A 21368-nucleotide genomic window follows, 5' to 3' on the forward strand; every position below is an offset into this window, starting at 1 on the left:
TTCGGCTCCGCTGAACAACTGACGTGTCCTCCTCCGTGGGGAGGACGCGGGTTGGACGGTGCCGGGGCGTCCGCGGTTCCCCGGGCCCGGCGGCCGGGCCCGGGAGGGCGCTCAGTCCCCGTACTCGGACATGCCCTTGACCAGGGCCGCGGAGGAGGCGGGAACGCTGATGCCGTGCAGTTCGCGGGCGGGCGGCGCCGGTTCCTGGCGGCCGCTGTGCCAGTGCGGTGCCATCCGCGCGCAGTCGCCCAGCAACTGAGCCATGGACTCCGGTTCGAGCGCGGGACGAACTGCGGACGAATGGGGTGTGACGCCCTTCACATACTTGGTCATACACGCACCGTAGGCATCCTGCGCTGCGCGAAGAAAGCCCTACTATTGGGTAGTTTCTGCTGGTGGGCCGAGATCAGGACAGCCGGTACCGTTGACCAACGTCCGCCTCGTCCTTCCGCCTCCCGCAGGAGCAGACCCGTCGTGCGTATCGCAGTCACCGGCTCCATCGCCACCGACCACCTGATGACCTTTCCCGGCCGTTTCGCCGATCAGCTGGTCGCCGACCAGTTGCACACGATCTCCCTCTCCTTCCTGGTCGACGAACTCGACGTCCGGCGCGGAGGCGTGGGCCCCAACATCTGCTACGGCATGGGCCAGCTCGGCACCGCGCCGATCCTGGTCGGCGCCGCCGGCAACGACTTCGAGGAGTACCGGGCCTGGCTCGACCGGCACGGTGTGGACACCCGCTCGGTCCGCATCTCCGAGGTCAAGCACACCGCCCGCTTCGTGTGCACCACCGACGCCGACCACAACCAGATCGGCTCCTTCTACACCGGCGCGATGAGCGAGGCGCGGCTGATCGAGCTGCACGCCGTCGCCGAGCGCGTCGGCGGCCTGGACCTCGTCCTGATCGGCGCGGACGACCCGGAGGCCATGGTCCGCCACACCGAGGAGTGCCGTACCCGAGGCATCCCCTTCGCGGCCGACTTCTCCCAGCAGATCGCCCGGATGGACGGCGACGGCATCCGCACCCTCATGGACGGCGCCGCCTACCTGTTCAACAACGAGTACGAGGCGCGCCTGATCGAGTCCAAGACGGGCTGGACCGCCGAGGAGATCCTGGCCAAGGTCGGCACCCGGGTGACGACGCTGGGCGCCGACGGCGTCCGCATCGAGCGGGCCGGTGAGCCGGACATCGTCGTCGGCACCGCCGAGGAGAAGGCCAAGGCCGACCCGACCGGCGTGGGCGACGCGTTCCGCGCGGGCTTCCTGTCCGGTCTCGCCTGGGGCGTCGGCCTGGAGCGCGCCGCGCAGGTCGGCTGCATGCTGGCGACGCTGGTCATCGAGACCGTCGGCACCCAGGAGTACGAGCTGCACCGCAGCCACTTCATGGACCGCTTCACCAAGGCGTACGGGCACGATGCCGCCGCCGACATCCGGGGTCACCTGGCCTGACCGGGCTGCCGTACGGGGCGGCGGGCCGCGCAGGGCCGCCGCGCCGCACCCGGTTCCGGTCCGGCCCCGGGTTCCGGCCCGGCTCCGGTCACACGAGGCGCCGCACCACGTACGCGGTGCCCCGCCCGGCCGCCCGCTCGCCCACGTACTCCTGCCCCCGCATCCCGCACCACGCGGGAATGTCCAGCCGCGCCGCCTCGTCGTCCGCCAGGACGGTCAGCGTGGCGCCCACCGGCACGTCGCCGATCACCTTCGCCAGCTCGATGACGGGCACCGGGCAGCGCTTGCCCAGGGCGTCCACGACATGCTCCGCGGCGGGGGAGGGGGCGGTCTCCGGCCGCGCGGCCGCCGGGGCGCCCAGTTGCTCCCGTACGGAGCGGACCGCCTCCGGAAGGACGTCCAGGAAGCGGTCGACCTCGCCCTCGGGGGTGCCGGGCGGCAGCGACACCCGGACGTTGCCCTCCGACAGCACGCCCATCGCCCGCAGCACATGGCTCGGCGTCAGCGTGCTGGACGTGCAGGACGAGCCGGACGAGACGGAGAAACCCGCCCGGTCCAGCGCGTGCAGCAGGGTCTCCCCGTCGACATAGAGACACGAGAAAGTGACCAGGTGGGGGAGGCGGCGCACCGGGTCGCCGACGACCTCGGCGTCCGGCACCGCCTCGGCCACCCGCGCCCGGACGCGGTCCACCAGCTCCCGCAGCCGGACCGCCTCGGCCGCCGCCTCCGCCCGTACGGCGCGCAGCGACGCCGCCGCCGCGACCACCGCGGGCAGGTTCCCGAAGCCCGGCACCCGGCCGGACTCCCGCTCGTCCTGCGGGCCCTGCGGCGCGAACCGGGTGCCCTTGCGTACGGCCAGCAGCCCCACACCGGGCGGCCCGCCCCACTTGTGCGCGCTGGCCGTCAGCAGTGACCAGGCGCCGCCGACCGGCCCCCAGGGGAGCGACTGGGCGGCGTCCACCAGCAGCGGTACGTCCGCCTCCCGGCAGGCCGCCGCGGCCTCCTCCACCGGCTGCTCGGTGCCCACCTCGTGGTTGGCGGACTGGAGGGCCGCCAGCGCGGTGTCCGGGCGCAGCGCGGCGGCGAGGTCCCCGGCGGCCACCCGGCCCGTACGGTCCACGCCGACCTCGGACACCGTGCCGCCCGCCGCCTCGTGGACCGCGGCGGCGTGCAGGACGGAGGAGTGCTCCACCGCCGAGTGGACCAGATGGCGGCCGACACGCCGACGCGCGGCGAGCGTGCCGGACATGGCCGAATGCACCGCCTGCGTCCCCGATGGAGTGAAAACGAGCTCGTCGGGGCGGCAGCCCACGGCCTCCGCCGCGGCCTCCCGCGCGGCGTCCAGCAGCAGCCGGGCGCGGCGGCCCTCCCGGTAGGGGCGCGCCGGATCGGCCCAGCCCTCGTCGAGGGAGGCGAGCAGGGCTTCCCGGGCGACCGGGTGCAGCGGAACGGCCGAGGCGGCATCGAAGTAGGACACGCCCCAGACGCTAGCGCGTCGTACGCGTGTCCGGGCGTGGCGTCAGATGGCCGCCGGAGCCCGGCATTCCGGGGCCCTGGGGGTTTCCCCCGGATGCCGCAGCCACCCCTTCGGGGAGCGGTGCGGCGCGTTGGGCACCCTCCCCGCGCGACCCCAAATAGCGTCCAGTAGGGTTTGGTCCGCATAAACATCCAAACCCCTGCCCGTGCCAGGGCCGGCGACCGACCAGCGAGACGGCCGCAGCCGGTCTCGCGGGCGAGACTCTCGGGAAGGCGCTACGTGAGTCCCAACGGCTCCGACCGCTCGTCGCGGCGCCCGATGCGGCGGAAGCTGCCGCAGGTGCTGGCTGCGGGACTGGTCCTGGCAACCGCGACCGGTTGCACATACAAGGACTTTCCCAACCTCGGCATGCCCAATCCGGCTACTGAAGAGGCGCCGCGGATCCTCTCCCTTTGGCAGGGCTCCTGGGCCGCCGCCCTCGCAGTGGGCGTGCTGGTGTGGGGCCTGATCATCTGGAGCTGGATCTTCCACCGCCGCAGCCGGACCAAGGTGGAGGTCCCCGCACAGACGCGGTACAACATGCCCATCGAGGCGTTGTACACCATCGTTCCGTTCATCATCATCGCGGTGCTCTTCTACTTCACCGCGCGCGATGAGAGCGAACTCCTCAAGACTTCGAAGAAGCCCGACCACGTCATCAACGTGGTGGGCTATCAGTGGAGCTGGGCGTTCAACTACCTGGAGAACGTGGACGGCAAGGCCGACACCACGAACATCAACTCCAAGGAACTCGACGCGATCCCGGACAAGTGGAAGAAGAACGTCCCCGCCGGCGCCGACGGCGTGTACGACGAGGGCATTCCGGGAACGCGGAACCCGCAGACCGGCAACCCGGGTCCGACCCTGTGGCTGCCCAAGGGCGAGACGGTTCAGTTCGTCCTGACGTCGCGTGATGTCATCCACTCGTTCTGGGTGGTGCCGTTCCTGATGAAGCAGGACGTCATTCCCGGCCACACCAACGTCTTCGAGGTGACTCCCAACAAGGAGGGCACCTTCATGGGCAAGTGCGCCGAGCTCTGCGGCGTCGACCACTCCCGGATGCTCTTCAACGTCAAGGTCGTCTCCCCCGAGAAGTACCGGGAGCACCTGAAGGACCTGGCGAAGAAGGGCCAGACCGGTTACCTGCCGTCGGGCATCAAGCAGACGGATCACGCCAGGAACGCGGAGACCAACAACAAGTGAGCATCCTCAACGAACCTCAGGGTGCCGCCGCCGCAACGGCTCCGGCAGCACCACCCGCACGAAAGAAGTCTCCCGGCTCCGTCGTGGTGAGCTGGCTGACCACCACTGACCACAAGACCATCGGCACGCTCTACCTGGTCACCTCGTTCGCGTTCTTCTGCATCGGCGGCCTGATGGCGCTGCTGATGCGCGCCGAGCTCGCTCGTCCCGGCACGCAGATCATGTCGAACGAGCAGTTCAACCAGGCGTTCACGATGCACGGCACGATCATGCTGCTGATGTTCGCGACGCCGCTGTTCTCCGGCTTCGCGAACTGGATCATGCCGCTGCAGATCGGCGCGCCCGACGTGGCGTTCCCGCGGCTGAACATGTTCGCGTACTGGCTGTACCTCTTCGGCTCGCTGATCGCGGTGGCCGGCTTCCTCACCCCGCAGGGTGCGGCCGACTTCGGCTGGTTCGCCTACTCCCCGCTGTCGGACGCGGTCCGCTCGCCGGGCGTCGGCGCCGACATGTGGATCATGGGTCTGGCCTTCTCCGGCTTCGGCACGATCCTCGGCTCGGTCAACTTCATCACCACGATCATCTGCATGCGCGCCCCCGGCATGACGATGTTCCGGATGCCGATCTTCACCTGGAACGTCCTGCTGACCGGTGTGCTGGTCCTGCTGGCCTTCCCGGTCCTGGCCGCCGCGCTGTTCGCCCTGGAGGCGGACCGTAAATTCGGGGCGCATGTATTCGATGCGGCCAATGGCGGCGCATTGCTGTGGCAGCACCTCTTCTGGTTCTTCGGCCACCCCGAGGTGTACATCATCGCGCTGCCGTTCTTCGGCATCATCTCCGAGGTCATTCCGGTCTTCTCCCGGAAGCCGATGTTCGGTTACATCGGTCTGATCGCGGCGACGATTTCGATCGCGGGCCTTTCGGTCACCGTCTGGGCGCACCACATGTACGTGACGGGCGGCGTGCTGTTGCCGTTCTTCTCGTTCATGACATTCCTCATCGCGGTACCGACCGGTGTGAAGTTCTTCAACTGGATCGGCACGATGTGGAAGGGCTCGCTGTCCTTCGAGACCCCGATGCTCTGGGCCGTCGGCTTCCTGATCACCTTCACCTTCGGTGGTCTGACCGGCGTCATCCTGGCCTCGCCGCCGATGGACTTCCACGTCTCGGACTCGTACTTCGTCGTGGCCCACTTCCACTACGTCATCTTCGGCACCGTCGTCTTCGCGATGTTCGCCGGCTTCCACTTCTGGTGGCCGAAGTTCACCGGCAAGATGCTGGACGAGCGCCTCGGCAAGATCACGTTCTGGACGCTGTTCGTCGGCTTCCACGGCACCTTCCTCGTCCAGCACTGGCTGGGCGCCGAGGGCATGCCGCGGCGTTACGCGGACTACCTGAACGCGGACGGCTTCACCACGCTGAACACGATCTCGACGATCGCCTCGTTCCTGCTGGGTCTGTCGATGCTGCCGTTCATGTACAACGTCTGGAAGACGGCCAAGTACGGCAAGAAGGTCGAGGTCGACGACCCGTGGGGCTACGGCCGCTCGCTGGAGTGGGCGACCTCCTGCCCGCCGCCGCGGCACAACTTCCTCACGCTGCCGCGCATCCGCTCCGAATCCCCGGCGTTCGATCTGCACCACCCTGAGATCGCGGCGCTGGAAGCCGTCGAGAACGAGGGCCAGAAGGACACGGCGCTGTTCGGCGGCAAGGAGGTCGGCAAGTGAAGATCCAGGGCAAGATGTTCATCTGGCTCGCCGTCTTCGTCCTCGCCATGGCGATCGTCTACGGCGTCTGGTCGAAGGAGCCGGCGGGCACCACCGCGCTGTTCCTCGCCTTCGGCCTGTGCATCATGATCGGCTACTACCTGGCGTTCACCGCGCGCCGGGTGGACGCCGGAGCGCAGGACAACGACGAGGCCGAGGTCTCCGACGACGCCGGCGAGCTGGGCTTCTTCAGCCCGCACAGTTGGCAGCCGCTGTCCCTGGGCGTCGGCGGCGCGCTGGCCTTCCTGGGCGTGGTCTTCGGCTGGTGGCTGCTGTACTTCTCGGCCCCGGTCATCCTGATCGGCCTGTTCGGCTGGGTCTTCGAGTACTACCGCGGCGAGAACCGCACGCAGTAACGGCGGCTCCCGTACACCGGGCGGGCCCGGACACCTCTCCAGGTGTCCGGGCCCGCCCGTTTGCAGTCCTCCAGCGCGCCGCGGCCGGGGGATTTTCCTACTTTGGGGTCATGAGCCACAGACCACGACACCGGACGGCGCTCGGCTGCGCCTTCCTGCTGGCGCCCCTGGCGGCAGGCGCCACCGCCTGCGGCGGTTCGTCGTCGGACCCGCTCTCGGCCGCGCCGTACGACGCCGCCGGGCAGATCTCGGCCAACGCGCCGGAAGACGGCCACAAGGCGGACCCGGACAAGCCACTGGAGGTCTCCACCACCGGTGACGAGGCCCGGATCACGGACGTGACCGCCACCGACGCCTCCGGCCGCTACATCAGGGGCGAACTGGCCGCCGACGGCCGGCAGTGGCGCACCACCGTCCCGCTGGCCGCCGGCACCCGCTACACCGTGCGGGTGAGCACCGAGGACGAGGACGGCGCGCCGGGCCGCAAGGTCCTCCAGATCGACACCAAGGACACCGGCGACCGGGTGAACGTCACGCTCGGGCCCGAGAACGGCACGTACGGGGTCGGCCAGCCCGTCACCGCGGCGCTCAGCAAGCCCGTCAAGGACCCCAAGGCCAGGGCGATCGTGGAAGGCGCCCTCAAGGTCCGCTCCACGCCGCGCGTGGAGGGCTCCTGGCACTGGGTCGACAGCAAGACGCTGCACTTCCGCCCGCGCGAGTACTGGCCCACGCACGCCGACATCGAGGTGCGCAGCAACCTGGAGGGCCTGAAGATCACCGGCGGGCTGTACGGGGGCGCCGCCAAGCCGGTGAAGCTGCGCACGGGGGACCGGGTGGAGGCCGTCACGGACGCCGCGGCGCACACCATGACGGTCACCCGCAACGGCGAGGAGATCAACACGATCCCCGTCACCACCGGCAAGCCCGGCTACTCCACCCGCAACGGCACCAAGGTCGTCCTGGGCAAGGAGGGCTTCGTCCGGATGCGGGGGGAGAGCATCGGCATCCCGTCGGGCAGCTCGGACTCCTACGACCTGCCGGTCTACTGGGCCACCCGGGTGACCTGGAGCGGCGAGTACGTGCACGCGGCGCCCTGGTCCGTGGGGTCGCAGGGCGCCGACAACGTCAGCCACGGCTGCACCGGCATGTCCACCGACAACGCCAAGTGGTTCTTCGACACCGTGCGGGTCGGCGACATCGTCAAGGTCGTCAACAGCGGCGGCGAGACCATGACGCCGTTCGACAACGGCTTCGGCGACTGGAACATGCCGTGGAAGCAGTGGCGCGAGGGCAGCGCGCTGGACAAGAACAAGCCCAGCACCACAGGCGAGCAGGATCAGCGGCCGGGACCCGAGAATGCCGCCCGGCTGCGCCCGCAGGTCTGAAGGCCCCTCAGAAGGGCCCTCAGGAGGCCGCTCATGCCTCCGTGAGCAGCCTGCGGCGCAGCAGCCCGGCCAGGGCGTCCGTGAACTCCACGGGGTCCACAGGGTGCGTCACGGCGGCGTCCGCGCGGCTCCAGGTCGCCAGCCAGGCGTCCTGCGGGCGGCCGATGAGCAGCAGCACCGGCGGGCAGCGGAAGATCTCGTCCTTGATCTGCCGGCAGACGCCCATACCGCCCGCGGGCGCCGTCTCGCCGTCCAGGACGCACGCGTCGATGCCGCCCTGTTCCAGGGCCGCCAGGACGGCGGGCAGGGTCGCGCACTCCACGATCTCCACCGGCGGCACGTCGGCGGCGGGCCGCCGGCCCGTCGCGAGCCGTACCTGTTCGCGGGTGTCGGCGTTGTCGCTGTAGACCAGCACCGTGGCAGTCGCCTGCATCGTTCCTCCACGCTTCTCGGCGGTACGGCTTCGGGCGGGGCTTCACCCGGACGCCGCCGGGAAGTGCCTCCAGCGCGGATGCTACTGCCCGTACGGCGGCACGCAGGAGGGTTCGGCACGATCCAAGATCTGGCCGACGGGCCGTCAGGACTGGTCGGAGCGGGGGCACGGGGCCGTACGGCGGGCCCCGGGTCCTCCCTTCGGGCGACTGCCGGTGTGGGCCGTACGAGCAGGGCATACGCCCTTGACACACCGAACGGCACCCCCCGGAGTGAGGGCGGGATAAGCGACCGACATAATGTCGGTCGTGGCGACAGCAACGACAGTAGAAACCGGGCACGCGCACCCGTCGGTCAATCGGCCGAACCTCACCAGCGTCGGAACCATCATCTGGCTGAGTTCCGAGCTGATGTTCTTCGCGGCCCTCTTCGCGATGTACTTCACCCTTCGATCGGTGACCGGGACCGAGTATTGGAAGGAATCCGCCGATGCGCTGAATCTTCCGTTCTCCGCGACGAACACCACGATCCTGGTGCTCAGCTCCCTGACCTGCCAGCTCGGCGTGTTCGCGGCCGAGCGCGGCGATGTCAAGAAGCTCCGGACCTGGTTCGTGGTCACCTTCATCATGGGTGCGATCTTCATCGGCGGTCAGGTCTTCGAGTACACCGATCTGGTCAAGGAAGAGGGCCTCTCGCTCTCGTCTGGCCCGTACGGCTCGGTGTTCTACCTGACCACCGGCTTCCACGGACTGCACGTGACAGGCGGCCTGATCGCCTTCCTGCTGGTCCTGGGCAGGACGTACGCGGCCAAGAGGTTCACCCACGAACAGGCCACCGCGGCCATCGTCGTGTCCTACTACTGGCACTTCGTCGATGTCGTCTGGATCGGCCTCTTCGCCACGATCTACCTGATCCGCTGACCGGTCACGCACCGCGACCGCGCATCAGACAGACATAGCCAAAGCATCGACGCAGAAGATCCTGACACCGGGGTAATCCGTGAAAAAGCTCTCCGCACGACGGCGCCATCCGCTGGCGGCGCTCGTCGTCCTACTCTTCGCGCTGGCGGTCACTGGGGGGCTGTACGCCGCGTTCGCGCCTGCGGACAAGGCTCAGGCCGATGACACCGCCCAGTCTCTTGCCATCAAGGAGGGCAAGAAGCTCTTCGCCGTCGGCTGCGCAAGCTGCCACGGCACCGGCGGTCAGGGCACCTCCGACGGCCCGAGCCTGGTCGGCGTGGGCGCCGCCGCCGTCGACTTCCAGGTCGGTACCGGCCGGATGCCGGCGCAGCAGCCCGGCGCCCAGGTGCCGCGGAAGAAGAACATCTACAGCCAGGCCGAGATCGACCAGCTCGCGGCGTACGTCGCGTCGCTGGGTGCCGGTCCCAGCGTGCCGGGCAAGGAGCAGTACAGCAAGGACGGCGCGGACATCGCCAAGGGCGGTGAGCTGTTCCGTACGAACTGCGCGCAGTGCCACAACTTCACCGGTAAGGGCGGCGCCCTGACCAACGGCAAGTTCGCACCGACGCTCGAAGGCGTGGACCCGAAGCACATCTACGAGGCCATGGAGACCGGCCCGCAGAACATGCCTTCCTTCGGTGACGGTTCGCTGTCCCCGCAGAACAAGAAGGACATCGTGTCCTACCTCGGCGCGGTCAACAGCGACGACACCCCCAGCCCCGGTGGTCTGGGCCTGGGCGGTCTCGGCCCGGTCAGTGAGGGCCTCTTCGGTTGGATCGCCGGCCTGGGCGCGCTGATCGCGGTCGCCATCTGGGTCGCAGCCCGGACTACGAAGGCCAAGAAGTCATGAGTGAGACTGGACGACACGAAGACGTGCCAGAAAAGAACCTCCCCGGTGAGCGGGACACGGCTCACGGCGGCGCGGTCGAGCCGGCGGACAACCCGTTCGCCGACCCGGGGCTGCCGCCCCACGAGCCCCGCATCCAGGACATCGACGAGCGGGCCGCCAAGCGCTCCGAGCGCGCGGTCGCCTTCCTCTTCACCCTGTCGATGCTCGCGACGGTCGGCTTCATCGCCGCCTACGTGATCTTCCCGGTCGACGAGATCACCTATATCTGGCCGTTCGGCCACGTCAGCGCGCTGAACTTCTGGCTCGGCCTGACGCTCGGTGTGGCGCTCTTCTGCATCGGCGCCGGCGCGGTCCACTGGGCCCGCACGCTGATGTCGGACGAGGAGGTCGCCGACGACCGGCACCCGATCGAGGCGGCCCCCGAGGTCAAGGCCAAGGTCATGGAGGACTTCCGCGCAGGCGCGAAGGAATCCGCGATCGGCCGCCGCAAGCTGGTCCGCAACACCATGTTCGGCGCGCTGGCCCTGGTGCCGCTCTCCGGTGTGGTGCTGCTGCGCGACCTCGGTCCGCTGCCGGAGAAGAAGCTCCGCACGACCGGCTGGAAGAAGGGCATCCGCCTCGTCAACCAGTCGACCAACCTCCCGCTGCGTCCCGAGGACATCGCGGTCGGCTCGCTGACCTTCGCCAAGCCCGAGGGCCTGGAGGAGGACGACCACGAGTTCAACCAGAAGATCGCCAAGGACGCCCTGATGCTCGTGCGGATCCAGCCGCAGAACATCAAGGACAAGCGGGAACTGGACTGGTCGCACGAGGGCATCGTCGCCTACTCGAAGATCTGCACCCACGTGGGCTGCCCGATCAGCCTCTACGAGCAGCAGACGCACCACGTGCTGTGCCCCTGCCACCAGTCGACCTTCGACCTGGCCGACGGCGGCCGGGTCATCTTCGGCCCGGCCGGCCACGCCCTGCCGCAGCTGCACATCACGGTCAAGGACGGCTTCCTCGAAGCCGTCAGCGACTTCGCGGAGCCCGTCGGCCCGAGCTTCTGGGAGCGCGGATGAGTAACGAGACGAGCGCGACCACCACGCGCCGCGGCCAGGCGCCGCGGGGTGAGCGGATCGCCGACTGGGCGGACGGCCGGCTGGGCATCTACAGCCTCGCCAAGGCCAACATGCGCAAGATCTTCCCGGACCACTGGTCCTTCATGCTGGGCGAGATCTGCCTCTACAGCTTCATCATCATCATCCTGACCGGCGTCTACCTGACGCTGTTCTTCCACCCGAGCATGGCCGAGGTGACCTACCACGGCTCGTACGTGCCCATGCACGGGATCCGGATGACGCAGGCGTTCGAGTCGACGCTGGACATCAGCTTCGACGTGCGCGGCGGTCTGCTCATCCGGCAGATCCACCACTGGGCGGCCCTGGTCTTCCTGGGCGCCATGATGGTGCACATGATGCGGGTGTTCTTCACCGGCGCCTTCCGCAAGCCGCGCGAGGTCAACTGGCTGTTCGGCTTCCTGCTGCTGGTGCTCGGCATGTTCACCGGCTTCACCGGCTACTCGCTGCCGGACGACCTGCTCTCCGGCACCGGCGTCCGGTTCATCGAGGGTGTCATCCTGGCGATGCCGCTGGTCGGCTCGTACCTGCAGATGTTCATCTTCGGCGGGGAGTTCCCGGGGCACGACATCATCCCGAGGTTCTTCACGGTGCACGTCCTGCTGCTGCCCGGCATCATGCTGGGTCTGCTGGTGGCGCACCTGATCCTGGTCTTCTACCACAAGCACACGCAGTTCCCGGGTGCCGGCAAGACCAACAAGAACGTCGTCGGCATGCCGCTGCTGCCGGTCTACATGGCCAAGGCCGGAGGCTTCTTCTTCCTGGTCTTCGGCGTGATCTCGGTGATCGCGGCGGTCGCCAGCATCAACCCGGTGTGGGCCATCGGCCCGTACCGGCCCGACCAGGTGTCCACCGGCGCCCAGCCCGACTGGTACATGGGCTTCGCCGAGGGTCTGGTCCGTGTGATGCCCGGCTGGGAGTGGGACATCTGGGGCCACACCATCAACTTCGGTGTGCTGATCCCGATCCTCATCTTCCCGCTGGTGCTGGTGGCGATCGCGGTCTACCCGTTCGTCGAGTCCTGGGTCACCGGCGACAAGCGCGAGCACCACATCCTGGACCGCCCGCGCAACGCCCCGACCCGTACCGGCTTCGGCGTGGCGTGGCTGACCGCCTACCTCATCATGCTGATCGGCGGCGGCAACGACCTGTGGGCCACCCACTTCCACCTGTCGCTGAACTCGCTGACCTGGTTCGTCCGGATCGGCTTCTTCGTCGGCCCGGTGCTGGCCTTCATCGTCACCAAGCGGATCTGCCTGGGCCTCCAGCGCCGCGACCGCGACAAGGTGCTGCACGGACGCGAGTCCGGCATCATCAAGCGGCTGCCGCACGGTGAGTTCATCGAGGTGCACGAGCCGCTCAACCAGGAGCAGCTCCACACCCTCACCCAGCACGAGCAGCCCAAGCCGTTCGAGATCGGCCCCGAGGTCGACGAGAACGGTGTCGAGCGGAAGGTCAAGCGGACGACCAAGCTCCGCGCCAAGCTCTCCAAGGGCTACTACGGCGAGGACAACGTCATCCCGAAGCCGACCCCGGAGGAGTACAAGGAGATCACCAGCGGCCACGGCCACCACTGATCCCCGCCGTGTGACCCACGGCAGTACCCCCGCGTAAGTACGCCACCCAGAGGGCCCCTCCAGACAATGGACGGGGCCCTCCGGCATGTCCGGCCGCCGGATAGGGTTTCGGCACCAGCAGGACACGAATCCAGGAGTGTGGACCATGAACGTTGCGACCCCGAACGGCGGCGACAGCGTGGCGGTCCGCACCTGGCCGGGCGTACTGGACGCACTCCTCCAGGGCCGCGACCTGAGCGCCGACGACACCGCGTGGGCGATGGACCGGATCATGCGCGGCGAGGCCACCGACGCGCAGATCGCGGGGTTCGCGGTGGCGCTGCGCGCCAAGGGCGAGACGGTCGCCGAGATCACCGGTCTGGTCCGGGCGATGTACGCGCACGCCAACCTCATCGAGGTGCCGGGCCCGAGCGTGGACATCGTCGGCACCGGCGGCGACGGCGCCAAGACCGTCAACATCTCCACGATGTCCTCGATCGTGGTGGCCGGCACCGGCGCGAAGGTCGTCAAGCACGGCAACCGCGCCGCCTCGTCGGCCAGCGGCGCCTCCGACGTGCTGGAGAAGCTGGGCGTCAACCTGGACCTGACCCCGCGCCGGGTCGTCGAGGTCGCCGAGGAGGCCGGCATCACCTTCTGCTTCGCGGTCAAGTTCCACCCGTCGCTGCGGCACGTGGCGCCCGCCCGGCGCGAACTGGGCATCCGTACGACGTTCAACGTGCTGGGCCCGCTGACCAACCCGGCGAAGGTACGGGCGCAGGCCACCGGCGTCGCCGACGCGCGGATGGCGCCGATCCTGGCCGGGGTGCTGGCCGAACGCGGCTCCAGCGCGCTGGTCTTCCGGGGCGACGACGGGCTGGACGAACTGACGACCACCGCCACGTCGAAGGTCTGGGTCGTCCGGGACGGCGGCGTACGCGAGGAGACCTTCGACCCTCGGGACGTAGGGATCGACCTGGTGCCCGTGGAGGCGCTGCGCGGCGCCGACGCCTCGTACAACGCGGATGTGGCGCGCCGCCTGCTGGGCGGCGAGACCGGCCCGGTGCGGGACGCGGTGCTGCTCAACTCGGCGGCGGCGCTGGTGGCCCTGGAGCCGACCGCGGCGCCGCTGAACGAGCAGATCGCGGCGGGCATCGAGCGGGCCGCCGAGGCCGTCGACTCGGGGGCGGCCCGCCGGGCGCTGGAGCGGTGGGTGGCGGCCAGCAACGCGTGACGGCGCGGGGCGTGTGCGGCGGGGCCCGGTCCGGGATACGGACCGGGCCTTGCGCGTTCCCGATCGTGTGGCATGATTCTGCCCAGGTCACGAGTGACAGCGACTACGGCCCCGGCCCGCTGTCCGGCAACCCTCCGTCCGTGGCGGGGTGCCCCGGGTGATGACCAGGTCGCAGGCAGCGAGGTCTGCGGCAAGCGCGGATCCCTCGTGCCAGGGATCCTGGTCCTTGAGGGAGATCTCCCGTGTCGCAGCGAATGCGTTAGGGCCGTTCGGCCCCGTTTTCCGCACCCCCTTTTTTCTTTCACCGCTGCCGGTCCGGCCCCGCTTCGGCGTGTGGGCCCCGCAGCGAAGTCACCCTGCTTCCACGGGAGTTCGCCATGCCTGTTTCCGTCGCTGCCACCCCTGCCGCCACCGATTCCGCCGCCGACGCCGCCTGCGCCCCGCTGCCCGTGCTGGGCCGCGACGTGCTGGTCCCGCTCGTCACCGGCGGCGAGGTCGAGTACGCGGCACTGGACATCGCCGCCAGTGCCCCGGCGCTCCAGCGCGTCTGGGACGACGTGGCCGCGTACGCCCCGTACTACGGCAGCGTGCACCGAGGGGCGGGCTACCTCTCGCAGTTGTCCACCGACCTGTTCGAGAACAGCCGGGTTGCGGTGGCGGACTTCCTCGGGTGCCGGGAGGGAGACCAGGTGGTCTTCACCCGCTCCACCACCGACTCGCTGAACCTGCTGGCCGCCGTGCTGCCGGCCGGCACCCGGGTGTTCGTCTTCGAGACCGAGCACCACGCCTCGCTGCTGCCCTGGGAGCAGCGCGCCGACGTCGAGGTGACGTACCTCGACGCACCCCGCACGCCGGGGCAGGCGGTGGACACGCTGGAGCGGGCGCTGGCGGAGCGGGAGCCGTACAACAACGCCCTGGTCTGCGTGACCGGTGCTTCCAATGTGACCGGTGAGCTGTGGCCCGTACGGGAGCTGGCCGCCGCGGCGCACGCGCACGGCGCGCGGATCGTGCTCGACGCCGCCCAGCTCGCCCCGCACCACCCGGTCGACATCGCGGAACTGGACGTGGACTGGGTCGCCTTCTCCGGCCACAAGCTGTACGCGCCCTTCGGGGCCGGGGTGCTGGCCGGGCGCGCGGACTGGCTCCAGGCGGCGGAGCCGTACCTCGCGGGCGGCGGCGCCAGCCGTACGGTCGCGCGCCGCACTGACGGCGGGGTGGACGTCGACTGGCACACCACCGCCGCCCGTCACGAGGCCGGATCGCCCAACGTCATCGGTGTCTACGCCATCGCCGCCGCCTGCAAGGCGCTCACCGAGGCGGGCTTCGAGGGCCTGGTCGCCCGGGAGCAGCAGTTGGTCGAGCGGGTGCGGGCGGGTCTCGCCGAGGTGCCCGAGGTCACGGTGCTCTCGCTGTTCGGGGACGACGCCCCGCGGGTGGGCGTGCTGTCCTTCGTCGTCGACGGCTGGAACAGCTCGCACTTCGCGGCGGCGCTCTCCGCGGAGTACGGCATCGGCGTGCGCGACGGGCTGTTCTGCGCGCACCCCCTCGTACGGACCCTGCTGGGCGCCGAGTCCGAGGCCCCGGGCCAGTGCGGTGCTCCCGAAGGGGCACCGGGGGAGCAGAGCCTGAACGCCATCCGGGTGAGCTTCGGGGCCGGTACGCCCGACGAGCACGTGGAGCGTTTCGTCCGGGCCGTCAAGGAACTGGTCACGCAGGGCGCGCGGTGGAGCTACCGCACCGAGGACGGCCGCTGCGTGCCGGACACCGCGGCGGCCGCGTAACCCCAGGACCGCCCCGCCGCGGCGCTCCGCTGTCCGGGCGCCGCGGCGTGGGTGTGCGGTACGTGGAGGGGTTGCTCAGGCGTCGAGGCCGATGGCGAAGGCCGCTTCCAGGTCGTGCTGGGAGTACGTACGGAACGCGATGTGCGTCTCGGTGGAGGCGACGCCGGGCACCTTGCTGATCCGGCCCGGGATCACGTCCGCCAGGTCGTCGTGCTTGGCCACCCGCACCAGCGCGATCAGGTCGTGCGCACCGGTGACCGAGTAGACCTCGCTGACGCCCTCCAGCGCGGCGATCTTCTCCGCGATCTCCGGGATCTGGTCCACGCTGGTCTTGATGAGCACGATCGAAGTGATCACGGTTGGCTCTCTCCCTCGGCCGCCTGCTGCTTCGCCGTTCCGGCGGAGTCCACCCTACCGGTGGCCGCGGCCGTTTCCCCGGGCGGAGCGGGGCTGGGCCGGTACCGCACCCAGGCGTACAGGAAGCCCACCGCGAAGCCCACGACATGGGCCAGGTAGGCCACGCCCGGGGAGCTGGGGTCGCGCTGCGCGGCGATCCACTGGAGGACGAACCAGAACAGCAGCACGATCCACGCCGGGAACCGCAGCGGCAGGAAGAAGAGGAACGGGTAGATGCTGGTGACCCGGGCCTTGGGGAAGAGGTAGAGGAACGCCCCCAGCACCCCGGAGATCGCCCCGGAGGCGCCGACCAGGGTCTGTCCCGAGGAGGCGTGCGCGGCCGCGTAGCCCATCAGGGCCAGGTAGCCGGTCACGAGGTAGAAGAGGGTGAACGGCAGCCGGCCCATGCGGTCCTCGGCCATCCCGCCGAAGACGTACAGGAAGAGGACGTTGCCCAGCAGGTGCAGCCAGCTACCGTGCACGAACAGGGCGGTCAGCGGGGTGAGCAGCGGGCCGGGCGAGCCGCTCCACAGCTCACGCGGGATGACACCCCAGCGTTCGAAGTACGCGGTCTGCGCCTGGACGACGGCGTCACCGGTTCCGTATATGCCGTTGAGGCCGGAGGCGGGCCCGACGACGAAGACCACACAGCACAGCGCGATCAGCACGTTCGTCATGCGGGAGAACACGGTCAGCACCGAGCGGGCGCGGGGCGTCCGGGGGGTCAGGAACGGGGCCGTCATGAAGTGATCATGGCGTAATGCGGGCAATCAGGACAGAGTGCCTCGCCGCGTCCCGCCTCCCGGGCAGGGCCGCGCCGTAAGGGCATCAGGCCGTAGGGTAACGGTCAGTACCCCGCGTACTTCCGCAGTCCGACGGCGCACCGCGGGAAGCCCCCGAACGACAGCACGAGCCCCGCTCGCCCGAGCGCGACGAAAGAGGACGACACCATGGCTGTTCCCCTGCCGACGGACGGGACCCGGTGGCGCTGCACCCTGTGCGGCAACCTGACGCGCTTCGACGTGACCCGCCGCTCCGAGGTCGTGGAGTACCTCCACCTCGACCTCGCCGGGGAGCCGAAGGTGGAGGAACGCGAGGTGCTCAGTGAGAGCATCGAGTCCGTGCGCTGCCGCTGGTGCAACGCGGTCGACCAGATCGAGCTGGTCGACCGGCCGGGCGCCAGTGCCTGAGTCGAGCGCCTGAGATCGGAGCGATGCAGCAGTGGTGGAGCGTCCAGAAGGGCCTGCGGGGGCGGAGCACGGAGCCGAGGCCGGTGCGGCCGAGGCGGACGAGGTGCTCGACCGTCCCCTGCCCGAGGGCGTGCGGCGCCGGGTCGTGGCGCTCACCGCGGAGTCCTTCGGCGGCCTGACGGTCGCCGAACTTCCGCCGCCGCTGCGCCAGTACGCCCGGTTCACCCCCAGCCGCCGGGCCAAGTTCGCGGGCAACGCGATGGCGGCCGCGCTGGAGAACGACGCGGTCTTCCGGCAACGGATCGCGGGCCGGCTGCGCGAGGCCCAGCCGGAACTGGCCGAAGCGCTGGACAACGGCACCCCGCCCGCCGCCGCCGACCCGCTCGATGTCGCGGCGGCGGCCTATGTGCTGCGCCCCGAGGGCTGGGTCAAGCTGGTCGCGGCGGCCGGCGAGGAGGCGCAGCGCGCCCGCGCGGAGCAGGCCGGCGAGGAGGCCGAACGCGAGCTGGCCGCGCTGCGCGAGGAGCTGGCGCAGGCCCGCGCGCAGGCCCGCGCCGACGCCGAGCGCACCCGCGGCGACCTGGACGCGCTGCGCAAGGAGAACGAGTCGTTGCAGCGCAAGCTGCGCAGCGCGCTCAGTGACGTCAAGCGGGGCGAGGCGGCGGCACGCAAGGCCGCTGCCGAGGTGGAGTCCGTACGGGCCGCCGCCGCGCAGGAGAAGACCGTGGCCGACAGTGAGGCGCGCCGCCTCAAGGCCCGTATCGCCGAGGTCGAGGCGTCGCTGGAGGCCAGCCGCCGCGCCACGCGTGAGGGGCGCAGCGTCGAGGACATGCGGCTGCGGCTGCTGCTGGACACCGTCCTGGACGCGGCCCAGGGGCTGCGCCGGGAGCTGGCGCTGCCGCCCGCCGACACCCACCCGGCGGACACGGTCGACGCGGTGGCCCCCGGCAAGATGACGCCCAAGGACATCGCCACGCGCGCGCTGTCGGAGACCGACCCCGCCCTGCTGGACCAGTTGCTGGCGCTGCCGCAGGCCCATCTGGTGGTGGACGGTTACAACGTCACCAAGACCGGTTATCCCACGATGCCGTTGGACAAGCAGCGGCTGCGGCTGCTGGGCGGCCTCGCGGTGCTGGCCGCCCAGACCGGCGCGGAGATGACGTGTGTCTTCGACGGTGCCGAGCTGGCCGCTCCGGTGCTGCTCGCTCCGCCGCGCGGGGTAAGGGTCCTCTTCAGCAAGCCGGGTGTGACGGCGGACGAGCTGATCCGTCAGCTCGTCCGGGCCGAGCCGCCCGGCCGTCCGGTGGTGGTGGTCTCCACGGACCGCGAGGTGGCCGACGGGGTGGCCAAGGCGGGGGCGCGGCCGGTCGCATCGGCCTTGCTGCTGAAGCGACTTGCCCGTACGTGAGTCGTACGTTCCGTCCGTACGACTTGTCCGGAACGTGCTTCGCGGCGGGGTGCGTAGGGCAGTCTGGCCGGGGTGCCCGAGGGGGTGCCGGCGGTCGCCGTGGCGGCCGGGACGGAGGTAAAAGTGTACCCATCAACGAGGCGTTTCATGCCTGTCGTTCGTGTCTGAGCGTCAAGTGGTCATTACTGCCTGTGTGATGTTGGTAAAGGATGAGGAGCATCCAGCAGTTTTTTCCGGTGAGGATTTGAAGCGATCACAACTCGGTTACTAAGGTCAGGCCTCAACCCTTCATGCAGTTGATCATCCATCCGGGATGAACAGTGAAGGAACCGCCGAGTCCGCGGTGTTCACGCGCGGAGCCGGGGTCCCGTACCCCCCACGCCCGGTAGGCGGCTGAAGGAAGAAGGAGCTCGCCTCCGTGGCGTCCCACCGTCGACCCAAGCAGCCGAGCCGCACGCGCGTGACCGTCCTCACCGCGACCGCAGCGGCGGCCGTCGCCCTCTCGTCCCAGGCCGCCCATGCCGACCCGAAGCCGAAGAAGGAAGACGTCAAGTCCGAGGTCGACAAGCTCTACGAGCAGGCGGAGCAGGCCACCGAGAAGTACAACGGGGCCAAGGAGGACCAGGAGAAGCTCCAGAAGGAGGTCGACGCCCTCCAGGACAAGGTCGCCCGCGGCCAGGGCGAGCTGAACGAGCTCCGCAAGGGCCTCGGCGCCGTCGCCTCCGGCCAGTACCGCAGCGGCAGCATCGACCCGTCCGTGCAGCTTTTCCTCTCCGGCGACCCGGACACCTACCTCGACAAGGCCGCCACCCTCGACCAGTTGAGCGGCAAGCAGGCCGAGCAGCTCAAGACCATCGCCGACAAGCAGCGCCGGCTCGCGCAGGAGCGCGCGGAGGCCGCGGGCAAGATCAAGGACCTCTCGGACACCCGTAAGGCACTGGGTGACAAGAAGGACGAGATCAAGGGCAAGCTCGCCAAGGCGCAGGAGCTGCTCAACACGCTGACCGCCAAGGAGAAGGAAGAGCTGCGGAAGGAGGAGGAGAAGAAGCAGGGACAGAGCCAGGGCCGTTCCAGCCGTGGCAACGAGCGCCCCGACCTGGGCAACGACGTGCCGGCCTCGCAGCGCGGCGCCGCCGCCCTGGCCGCCGCCGCCTCCAAGATCGGCTCGCCCTACGTGTGGGGCGCCACCGGCCCCTCCTCCTTCGACTGCTCGGGCCTGACCTCCTGGGCGTACCAGCAGGCCGGCCAGGGACTGCCGCGCACCTCGCAGGCGCAGGCCAACGCCGGTACCCGGATCGGCTCGCAGAGCGCGCTCAAGCCGGGCGACCTGGTGCTCTTCTACGGCGACCTGCACCACATCGGCCTGTACGCGGGCAACGGCCAGGTGCTGCACGCGCCGAAGCCGGGCGCGTCCGTGCGCTACGAGTCGATCAACAACATGCCCTTCCAGTTCGGCGTCCGCGTCTGACGTTCCGCCGGCCGCTCCCCGCGCGCGGGACACTGCCGGACATGCCGCCCGATCGGGCGAATTGCGGTGCCCGCCGCTGACTTCCCGCCCCGCCGGTGACCTGCGCAGTCACCGGCGGGGCGGCTTTTTCCCTACCGGTGGGGGTGTTGCGGGTCTTTGGCCGCGGGCCACCGGCGCCGTTACTGTCTGCCCTCGCAGCCGCCGGTCCGCGTCCGCCCGTCCAGGGCGGCAGGGGCTGCACGGAAGGGAGTGCGGCCTCACGTGGCGTCCCACCGCCGTGTCTCACAGTCCGGCCTGGCCGGTGCGACCAGGGCCACGGTCCTGTCCGCCGCCGCGGTCACCGCCGCCGCGGCGCTGTCCGCCGGAGCGGCGAGCGCCGTCCCGGCCCCGGCGCCCGCCGAGGTCACCTCGCGCGTCGACGCCCTCTACGAGCAGGCCGAGAAGGCCACCGAGCAGTACAACGGGGCCAACGAGCGGGCGCGCGAACTGCGGGCCGACGTGGCGGCCCTCCAGGACCGGGTGGCCCGTGGCCAGGAACACGTCAACCGGCTGCGAGGCCGGCTCGGCGCCGTCGCCTCCGCCCAGTACCGCTCCGGCGGCCTGGACCCGGCGCTGAAGCTGCTGCTGTCCGAGGACCCGGCGCACTACCTCGACAAGGCCGCTGCCCTGGACCGCATCCACGGCAGACAGGCCGGGGAACTGCGCGAACTCCAGAACGCCCAGCGCGGCCTGGAGCAGGAGCGCCGCGAGGCGACCGGGAAGCTGGCGGCCCTGGAGGCGAGCCGGCAGGACGTCGTGCGCCACAAGAAGGACGTCGAGGGGAAGCTGGCCTCGGCGCGGCGCCTGCTGAACTCGCTGACCCACGCGGACCGGACCGCCTACGACCGGGCCAACCGCGGCGTCGGACGGTCACTGCCCGACGTGTCCGGCCCCGCACCCGCCTCCGGCCGGGCCGGAGCCGCCGTGCAGGCGGTGCGCGGGGCGATCGGGTCCCCGTACGCCTGGGGAAGGTCCGGCCCGTCCGCCTTCGACTGCTCCGGGCTGATGCAGTGGGCCTACGCGCGGGCCGGAGTCTCCATCCCGCGCACCTCGCAAGCCCAGCGCGGCGCGGGGCGGCAGGTTCAGGTCAGTCAGGCCAGGCCCGGGGACCTGGTCATCTACCGGGACGACGCCAGTCATGTCGGTATGTATGTGGGCAACGGACAGGTGGTGCACGCGCCGTATCCGGGGGCCCGGGTGCGCTCGGACCCCGTCGGCATGATGCCCATCTCGTCCGTAACCCGACCCTGACCGCTGTCCGTACG

General features: G+C 70.2%; 20 protein-coding genes and 1 riboswitch. Of the genes, 15 read left to right on the top strand and 5 right to left on the bottom strand.

Going from position 1 to position 21368, the window contains the following annotated elements; translation table 11 throughout:
• Positions 1–111: 111 nt before the first annotated feature.
• Positions 112–333, bottom strand: coding sequence for a hypothetical protein (locus EJG53_RS30130; RefSeq protein ID WP_125047519.1), 222 nt, complete (start codon positions 331–333; stop codon positions 112–114).
• A 141-nt stretch (positions 334–474) separates the two neighbouring features.
• On the opposite strand from EJG53_RS30130, the gene EJG53_RS30135 reads away from it, so the two are divergent.
• Positions 475–1449, top strand: coding sequence for a carbohydrate kinase family protein (locus EJG53_RS30135; RefSeq protein WP_031004109.1), 975 nt, complete (start codon positions 475–477; stop codon positions 1447–1449).
• Positions 1450–1537: 88 nt separating this feature from the next.
• Here the strand turns inward: EJG53_RS30135 and EJG53_RS30140 are convergent, their stop codons facing one another.
• Positions 1538–2926: a cysteine desulfurase/sulfurtransferase TusA family protein gene (locus EJG53_RS30140; RefSeq protein WP_125047520.1), complete on the bottom strand. Its 1389-nt coding sequence runs from the start codon at positions 2924–2926 to the stop codon at positions 1538–1540.
• A 279-nt stretch (positions 2927–3205) separates the two neighbouring features.
• On the opposite strand from EJG53_RS30140, the gene ctaC reads away from it, so the two are divergent.
• The 4 genes from ctaC to EJG53_RS30160 all read left to right on the top strand — a co-directional run bounded on the left by ctaC (position 3206) and on the right by EJG53_RS30160 (position 7675).
• On the top strand, positions 3206–4168 hold the full coding sequence (gene ctaC / locus EJG53_RS30145) for an aa3-type cytochrome oxidase subunit II (protein ID WP_030022068.1): 963 nt from the start codon (positions 3206–3208) through the stop codon (positions 4166–4168).
• Positions 4165–5895: an aa3-type cytochrome oxidase subunit I gene (gene ctaD, locus EJG53_RS30150; protein ID WP_125047521.1), complete on the top strand. Its 1731-nt coding sequence runs from the start codon at positions 4165–4167 to the stop codon at positions 5893–5895. The genes ctaC and ctaD overlap by 4 nt, the downstream gene beginning before the upstream one ends.
• Positions 5892–6290 carry a cytochrome c oxidase subunit 4 gene (locus tag EJG53_RS30155; RefSeq protein WP_125047522.1) on the top strand — a complete coding sequence of 133 codons (399 nt, stop codon included), beginning with the start codon at positions 5892–5894 and terminating at the stop codon, positions 6288–6290. The genes ctaD and EJG53_RS30155 overlap by 4 nt, the downstream gene beginning before the upstream one ends.
• Positions 6291–6400: 110 nt before the next feature.
• A complete protein-coding gene (locus EJG53_RS30160) occupies positions 6401–7675 on the top strand; it encodes a L,D-transpeptidase (protein WP_125047523.1) in 1275 nt (424 codons plus the stop codon).
• 31 nt (positions 7676–7706) lie between these two features.
• On the opposite strand, the gene EJG53_RS30165 is transcribed toward EJG53_RS30160, so the two are convergent.
• The gene (locus EJG53_RS30165; protein WP_031004098.1) at positions 7707–8108 is read right to left on the bottom strand and encodes a hypothetical protein; all 402 of its coding nucleotides are present in this window, start codon (positions 8106–8108) and stop codon (positions 7707–7709) included.
• A 298-nt stretch (positions 8109–8406) separates the two neighbouring features.
• Between EJG53_RS30165 and ctaE the strand changes: the two genes are divergently transcribed.
• The 6 genes from ctaE to EJG53_RS30195 all read left to right on the top strand — a co-directional run bounded on the left by ctaE (position 8407) and on the right by EJG53_RS30195 (position 15602).
• A complete protein-coding gene (gene ctaE, locus EJG53_RS30170; RefSeq protein ID WP_031004096.1) occupies positions 8407–9027 on the top strand; it encodes an aa3-type cytochrome oxidase subunit III in 621 nt (206 codons plus the stop codon).
• Between the two features lie 79 nt (positions 9028–9106).
• Positions 9107–9916, top strand: coding sequence for a cytochrome bc1 complex diheme cytochrome c subunit (gene qcrC / locus EJG53_RS30175; protein WP_030020851.1), 810 nt, complete (start codon positions 9107–9109; stop codon positions 9914–9916).
• A complete protein-coding gene (gene qcrA, locus EJG53_RS30180) occupies positions 9913–10977 on the top strand; it encodes a cytochrome bc1 complex Rieske iron-sulfur subunit (RefSeq protein WP_125047524.1) in 1065 nt (354 codons plus the stop codon). The genes qcrC and qcrA overlap by 4 nt, the downstream gene beginning before the upstream one ends.
• Complete coding sequence (gene qcrB, locus EJG53_RS30185; RefSeq protein WP_125047525.1) at positions 10974–12611, top strand: cytochrome bc1 complex cytochrome b subunit; 1638 nt, start codon at positions 10974–10976, stop codon at positions 12609–12611. The genes qcrA and qcrB overlap by 4 nt, the downstream gene beginning before the upstream one ends.
• Before the next feature lie 145 nt (positions 12612–12756).
• Entirely contained in the window at positions 12757–13821 is a 1065-nt protein-coding gene (trpD, locus tag EJG53_RS30190) for an anthranilate phosphoribosyltransferase (protein ID WP_125047526.1), read from the top strand.
• Between the two features lie 85 nt (positions 13822–13906).
• Positions 13907–14024, top strand: a riboswitch (SAM riboswitch).
• A gap of 174 nt (positions 14025–14198) precedes the next feature.
• Positions 14199–15602, top strand: a complete 1404-nt coding sequence (locus tag EJG53_RS30195) for an aminotransferase class V-fold PLP-dependent enzyme (protein WP_125047527.1) — start codon at positions 14199–14201, stop codon at positions 15600–15602.
• Positions 15603–15677: 75 nt separating this feature from the next.
• On the opposite strand, the gene EJG53_RS30200 is transcribed toward EJG53_RS30195, so the two are convergent.
• Positions 15678–15959 (bottom strand): Lrp/AsnC ligand binding domain-containing protein, encoded by a 282-nt coding sequence (locus tag EJG53_RS30200; RefSeq protein WP_031004087.1) that lies wholly within the window; start codon positions 15957–15959, stop codon positions 15678–15680.
• On the bottom strand, positions 15956–16675 hold the full coding sequence (locus tag EJG53_RS30205) for a rhomboid family intramembrane serine protease (protein WP_125049694.1): 720 nt from the start codon (positions 16673–16675) through the stop codon (positions 15956–15958). Before EJG53_RS30205 ends, EJG53_RS30200 begins: the two co-directional genes overlap by 4 nt.
• A gap of 273 nt (positions 16676–16948) precedes the next feature.
• Here EJG53_RS30205 and EJG53_RS30210 point away from each other — a divergent pair, with 273 nt between their 5' ends.
• From EJG53_RS30210 to EJG53_RS30225, 4 genes are all read left to right on the top strand, one after another.
• Entirely contained in the window at positions 16949–17188 is a 240-nt protein-coding gene (locus tag EJG53_RS30210) for a hypothetical protein (protein ID WP_031004082.1), read from the top strand.
• A gap of 31 nt (positions 17189–17219) precedes the next feature.
• On the top strand, positions 17220–18596 hold the full coding sequence (locus EJG53_RS30215) for an NYN domain-containing protein (RefSeq protein ID WP_125047528.1): 1377 nt from the start codon (positions 17220–17222) through the stop codon (positions 18594–18596).
• Positions 18597–19014: 418 nt separating this feature from the next.
• Complete coding sequence (locus tag EJG53_RS30220) at positions 19015–20064, top strand: C40 family peptidase (protein ID WP_031004078.1); 1050 nt, start codon at positions 19015–19017, stop codon at positions 20062–20064.
• Positions 20065–20325: 261 nt separating this feature from the next.
• Positions 20326–21354: a C40 family peptidase gene (locus tag EJG53_RS30225; RefSeq protein ID WP_125047529.1), complete on the top strand. Its 1029-nt coding sequence runs from the start codon at positions 20326–20328 to the stop codon at positions 21352–21354.
• Positions 21355–21368: the final 14 nt, after the last annotated feature.

Origin of the sequence: Streptomyces chrestomyceticus JCM 4735, assembly GCF_003865135.1 — a bacterium.
Classification (GTDB): domain Bacteria; phylum Actinomycetota; class Actinomycetes; order Streptomycetales; family Streptomycetaceae; genus Streptomyces; species Streptomyces chrestomyceticus.